The sequence below is a fragment of the Halothiobacillus sp. genome (assembly GCF_028710545.1).
Taxonomy (GTDB): domain Bacteria; phylum Pseudomonadota; class Gammaproteobacteria; order Halothiobacillales; family Halothiobacillaceae; genus Halothiobacillus.
The window spans coordinates 1-5,457 of the sequence record NZ_JAQTTX010000088.1 but is presented as its reverse complement, the minus strand read 5'-3'; the positions used below and the strand labels follow the sequence as shown (position 1 = coordinate 5,457).

At 59.0% G+C, this 5,457-nt stretch carries 4 protein-coding genes; all 4 read right to left on the bottom strand.

The genetic code is table 11. The annotated features are described in order from the left end of the window. Window positions 1-480: hypothetical protein (locus tag PHD44_RS12185; RefSeq protein WP_300192107.1), on the bottom strand; the 480-nt coding region annotated here is incomplete at its 3' end. Between the two features lie 69 nt (window positions 481-549). Next, window positions 550-2,574 carry an NHL repeat-containing protein gene (locus PHD44_RS12180; protein WP_300192106.1) on the bottom strand — a complete coding sequence of 675 codons (2,025 nt, stop codon included), beginning with the start codon at window positions 2,572-2,574 and terminating at the stop codon, window positions 550-552. Window positions 2,575-2,816: 242 nt separating this feature from the next. After that, window positions 2,817-3,494, bottom strand: coding sequence for a response regulator transcription factor (locus PHD44_RS12175; RefSeq protein WP_300192105.1), 678 nt, complete (start codon window positions 3,492-3,494; stop codon window positions 2,817-2,819). After that, the gene (locus tag PHD44_RS12170; RefSeq protein ID WP_300192103.1) at window positions 3,491-5,392 is read right to left on the bottom strand and encodes a sensor histidine kinase; all 1,902 of its coding nucleotides are present in this window, start codon (window positions 5,390-5,392) and stop codon (window positions 3,491-3,493) included. The genes PHD44_RS12175 and PHD44_RS12170 overlap by 4 nt, the downstream gene beginning before the upstream one ends. Window positions 5,393-5,457: the final 65 nt, after the last annotated feature.

Below are 5,457 nucleotides of genomic sequence, written 5' to 3'. Positions count from 1 at the left end.
GCTATCCGTGGTGTTGTTTTGCAAGGTCATTGTCGAACCCGCGGACAGGCCGCTAATCGCGGCATTGACCGTGTGGGTGATGGTCACGCAATTCACACCGATATTCGTCACATTGCTGGTGTCCACCGTGCCCGCGCCATTCGTTACCGTACAGGTTTGCCCTGATGGTTGCAGGCTGATGCTGACATTGTAGGTACTGCCTGATGCCAACGCGGTAGGGAAGGTAAACCCGCCGGTGCTGTTGATGCTCAGGGTGTCGGTGCCGTTGTTTTGTAGCGTCAAGGTATTTCCGCTATTCAGCCCCGAGACACTGCCGCCCACGGTGAAGGTGCTTGGCGTTGGAGTCGGCGTTGGGGTCGGTGTTGGAGTCGGTGTTGGAGTCGGTGTTGGCGCGCTGCTCGACGACCCGCCATTACAACCGGCCAACGCCATGCTGATCGCCAGCGCACTGGCGGTTAAATAACTTCGTTGCATCAACATTTACTTGCTCCTTGTCTATCAATCAAACAGCCCGACGCATGCGCCGGGAAAATGGTTTTTCTCAAGCGCTTACGGCACGACTTGGCGAATTTGCGAATTGCCCCAGTCCGCGACAAACAGCGTGCCGGTGACCGGGTTGAAGGCTATACCGGTCGGGCGGTTGAACTGTGCGGCAGTACCGACGCCATTGAGCCTGCCCGCGGTGCCGGAGCCGGCGAGCGTGGTGACGACCCCGTCCGGGGTGATCTTGCGGATGGTGTTATTGCCGGAATCGGCCACATACAGATTGCCCGCGGCATCGATGGCAAGCCCTGCCGGTTGATTGAACTGCGCTGCCGTGCCCGTGCCATCGGCGTTCCCCGCAACACCTGCGGTGCCGGCGATGGTGGTGACGACGCCCGTTGGCGTGATTTTGCGGATGGTCGAGCCGCCGAAATCAGCGACGAACACGTTGCCCTGGCCATCGACCGCAATGCCGATCGGGTTAAAAAACAGTGCCGCCGAGCCCGTGCCATCGACTTCGCCGTAGGTACCCTGCGTACCGGCGAGGGTGGTTACATCGCCGCTGGGGGTGATTTTGCGGATCAACTCATTGCCGCTGTCGGCCACATACAGGTTGCCCTGCGCATCGATGGCAATCCCGAAGGGGGTGCCAAACTCGGCCGCCGTGCCCTGGCCATCGAGATAGCCCTGAGTGCTTCCCGCAAAGGTGGTGACGACGCCAGCCGGTGTGATTTTGCGGATGCGTTGATTGGCCGAGTCCGCCACGAATACATTGCCTTGGGCGTCGGCAACTACGCCATTGGGCTGGCGGAACAGTGCCGCTGTGCCCGTGCCATCCTGATACGCCGGCACGCCCGGATTACCCGCCAGCGTGGTGACCACCGCGCCGGGGGCGATTTGGCGGATGACATCGTTGACCGTGTCTGCCACGAACAGATTGCCCTGTGCATCGGCGGTCACGCCAAACGGGCTGCTGAAGATGGCCTGCGTGCCCGTGCCATCGCCATAACCGGCGGCGGTGGAACCCGCATAGGTGGACACCTGCCCATGCGTTTGGCAATTCACCGCGACATTCGTGATATTCGTGCTACCCGCGATGCCACTGCCGTTGCTGACGGTGCAGATTTGGTTGGATGGCTGGGTTTTGATGGTGACATCGTACGGGGTGCCTTCTTGCACCCGCGTGTAAAACTGGAAGGTGGTATACCCGAATGACCCATTGAGGGACAGATCATCGCCGCCATTGTTTTGCAGCGTGATGTTCTGAGTGGGATCGTTCGCAAGGCCGGAGATGCTGCCGCCAATCGTGCGCAGATTGACGATGCAACCAATCGATACCGAGGTGATGTCGCTCGTGCCCATGATGCCGCTACCATCGGCAATGCTGCAGGTTTCGCCGACCGGTTGCTGGACAATAGTGACCGCATAACTCGTGCCTTCGGCCAGCGGCGTGGGGAAGATGAATCCATTGGCGCCTTTGAGCGTGAGGGTATCGCCATTATTGTTCTGGATGACGAGAGTCTGATCGGTATGAAGGCCGGATATGCCGCCACCCAAGGTGTGCGTGGCAGGTGTTGGAGGCGGTGTCGGTGTCGGTGTCGGTGTCGGTGTCGGTGTCGGTGTCGGTGTCGGTGTCGGTGTCGGTGTCGGTGTCGGAGATGGTGTTGGCGCGGGATTGTTGCGGCAATTGACGACCACATTCGTCACATTACTGCTTGCCACCGTGCCGGAACCTTGACTGACCGTACAAGTCTGCCCCACCGGTTGCTGACCGATGGTCACGGAATAATTGGCAAGGCTGGTTAATGGCTGATTAAAGGTAAAACTTCCGCTTTGATGTACCGTGAGGTTGTCGCCGCCATTGTTGAGCAACACCACCCAATCGCCAGCAGCCAAGCCAGTAACGGAGCCGCCAATGGTATAGGTAGCGGGTGGCGGAGCAGGCGTCGGAGTCGGTGCTGGTGCCGGACTGGGGCTTGGCGTGGGGCTGGGCGTTGATGCGGGTGAGCCACCGCCTCCGCCACAGGCTGTGAGCCCGAGTGTCATAGCCAGTAACGCGCTGACGATGTCGATACGAAAACGGTGGATCATTGCTCCCTCTCTCTTGAACATTCATGGATTCAGTGTGATCGCGGTGCCAGCGTGCAGAGTCGGTTCAGCGGTCGGCTTGGGGTGACTCGAATCGGGTGGGTACCGTGATCAGTGAGAGGAATCTAACAAGGCGGGCGTTTTGAATTCTGACAACATTTTTGCATTTGCCCGAGCTGGCTCGTGGGTTATGCCGCTGGAAACGGCAGCGCGTATGGGCGAATAAGCAAGCCCGCTGTCGAGAATTAGTCCAGGTTTGTCTCGGTGAAGCAGCGCAAGTCGCCGTCGAATGCAAAACCTTCGCCGTAGAGCGTGCGAATCGGGTCGCCGTGCGGGCGTAATTTGCGCCGCAGCCGATGAATCAAGGTGTCCAGTGCGGCTCCGGCATCTTGCGCGAGAGCAAGGTCGCGGGGAATGCAGCGTTGCGAGGAATCGCTGAATGCCATCAGCAACAAGCGCTCGCGGTGAGTGAGGGTGATGACGGTGCCGTTGGGCGCGATGAGTTCACGTCGCTCGGGGTAAAAACGCCAGATCGATTCTTCGGTGGCTGTCGTGCGCTGGATTTGGCGGTAGACGGCATTGACTACGGCAGCGATTTCTTCAAGCGGCACGGGTTTGACGAGGTATACCTGCGCGCCACTCTCCCATCCGGCGAGGCGATCTTCCAGTCGATCCCGCGCGGTCAGAATCACGAGCCCGAGATCCGCGCGGGGCGCGAGGCGGCGGGCGATGCTTAATCCGTCTTCACCGGGTAGCCCCAGATCCAGCACGATCACATCCCACTCGGCAGCGTTCATTGCCTGATCGAGTTGATGGCCATCACCCACGCCTTCGGCGCACAGGCCGCAATTGACGAGGTAGAACACCAGGTCTGCCCGCAGGCGCGGGTTGTCTTCCACCACCAGGCAGCGAATCGCGCTCATGACGAGGCCAAGGGTAGGCTGAGGGTGAAGCGGCTGCCTTGCCCCGGTGTGCTTTCGATCGCGACATCGCCGCCATGGGCTTGGGCAATCCGGCGCACCAGATACAACCCCAAGCCGGTGCCAGAGATCGTTCCGGCAGCTGCGCCCCGCCAGTAGCGGTCAAAGGCGCGCGCCACGGCCTCAGCGCTCATGCCGGCACCACGGTCTTGCACGCTGAGTTTCACCCGCGTGGGCTCTGCCGACAGGCAGACGCGAATTTCACCGTTTGCTGGTGAGTATTTGATGGCGTTGTCGATGAGGTTGGCCAAGGCGACGCGCAGGAATTCCGGATCGCCCTGTACCGTGGGGATCACAGTTGGCGCATCGAGGATTAGACGACGGGTATGCGCAATCTGAAAGGCATCGAGTACGCCACGCGCCAGTTCGTTCAAATCAACTTCCTGGCGGGATAGATGGATTTCCTCCAGCCCCAGCCGATCCCGCGCGAGGTTTTGTTCCACCATCAAATTCAGGCGCTCGACGGCATGGTGAATGGTATCGTAGCGGCTGCCGGTTTCCTGTTTCGTACCATCATCGAGTTGTTCGAGTACGGTGGCGGCGGAGGCGATTTCCGCCAGCGGGGTTTTGATTTCATGAAACAGCATGGCGAAAAAGTCTGCCTGCTCTTGCCGTGCCGCGCGCTCTTGGGCGGTGCGTTCGTTCGCGAGCCGCACCGCCTGCTCGCTGATGATTTTTTCCCGCTTGATCAGCACCACCCGCTGAGTCACGGCAAAGTGAATCGCCAGCAATGTAGCCAGTGAGGCAATCTGCCCGCCGTATAAATCCAAAAACGCACCGGACGATATGCCGAACGACGCCAGTGCACTCACGGCGGTACCGATCAGCATAATGACCATCGCGAGCAAAATCAGCGTACCCAGCGGGCGATTTTGGCGCCATTGCAGCGCGGCCACGCCGGCGCCAATCGCCCCCAGCGACAAGACAATGAGGCTGAGCAAGCCACCGAACGCGGCAAACTGGCCGGTGAATACCGTGATCGAAAAAATCGCCGCCAATCCGCCCAAGAGCCAAACGATCCTGGCTAACTTCGGATAGTCCCGTCGCATATCCAGCACCTGCACCAAAATCGGCGCGATGGTGGCGACTACCCAAGCCAATGAAAAACGCAACGCCGTATGGACCAGTTCGGAGTGATCCGGCAACAGCCATTGGTAAGTCAAGCCGTCATAAGTAAAGAAGTACACGATGCGGATGGCGATATACACACCGAAGGCAAGAAAAACCCACTCGCGCAGCGTGACCCAGTACACCACATGAATCAGCAGCAACAATACGGCAACGCCAAAAAACGCACCCAGCCACAAGTCTTCGAGCGAGAGCTGCCGTTGATACTGCGCGGGCGTGTAAAGTATGGGGTAGGCGTTGAATGCGCCGGCGTGTCGTAGGTGCAGATAAAAAGTGCGCGGTTGATTCGTGTTCAGCTTCAATGAAAACGATACCGCTCGATCATCCATTTTCCGCAGACCAAACCGCACTGTGTCGCCACTGTGGGTGACAATCCATCCCTGTGGACCGGGCTGATACAGATCAACCTGATCCAGATAAGTCGGCAACACCCGCAGCACCCACTTCGTTGGCTGCGCGTCAGTCGACAGCAGAGTGAACCGCAGCCACACATCCCGCTGACGACCGAAACCGCCAATAAAATTACTCGCCAGTGGCTTGAACCGATCGGCCTGTCTGGTAGCCGCTTCAATGGAGTCCACCCCTTCGGAGCCACTCAGAATCGCCAAGTGACCAGCCAAAGGCAACGTATGGTCAGTTTGATTCAGAGCCAGATCGGCATGGGCAGAGTTACCCAGAAGCAAAATGAGCAACAAGGCTAGCCATTTCTTCATCGGACGACACAATTCCTTATTTGTCATACATGAGTGGGTGCAAATGCAAACGGAAGGGGGACGAA

Bases quoted from the DNA above. Each gene is read 5' to 3' on its own strand.
- PHD44_RS12175 (WP_300192105.1), bottom strand. From the start codon at position 3,494: ATGAGCGCGATTCGCTGCCTGGTGGTGGAAGACAACCCGCGCCTGCGG.
- PHD44_RS12180 (WP_300192106.1), bottom strand. From the start codon at position 2,574: ATGATCCACCGTTTTCGTATCGACATCGTCAGCGCGTTACTGGCTATG.
- PHD44_RS12170 (WP_300192103.1), bottom strand. From the start codon at position 5,392: ATGAAGAAATGGCTAGCCTTGTTGCTCATTTTGCTTCTGGGTAACTCT.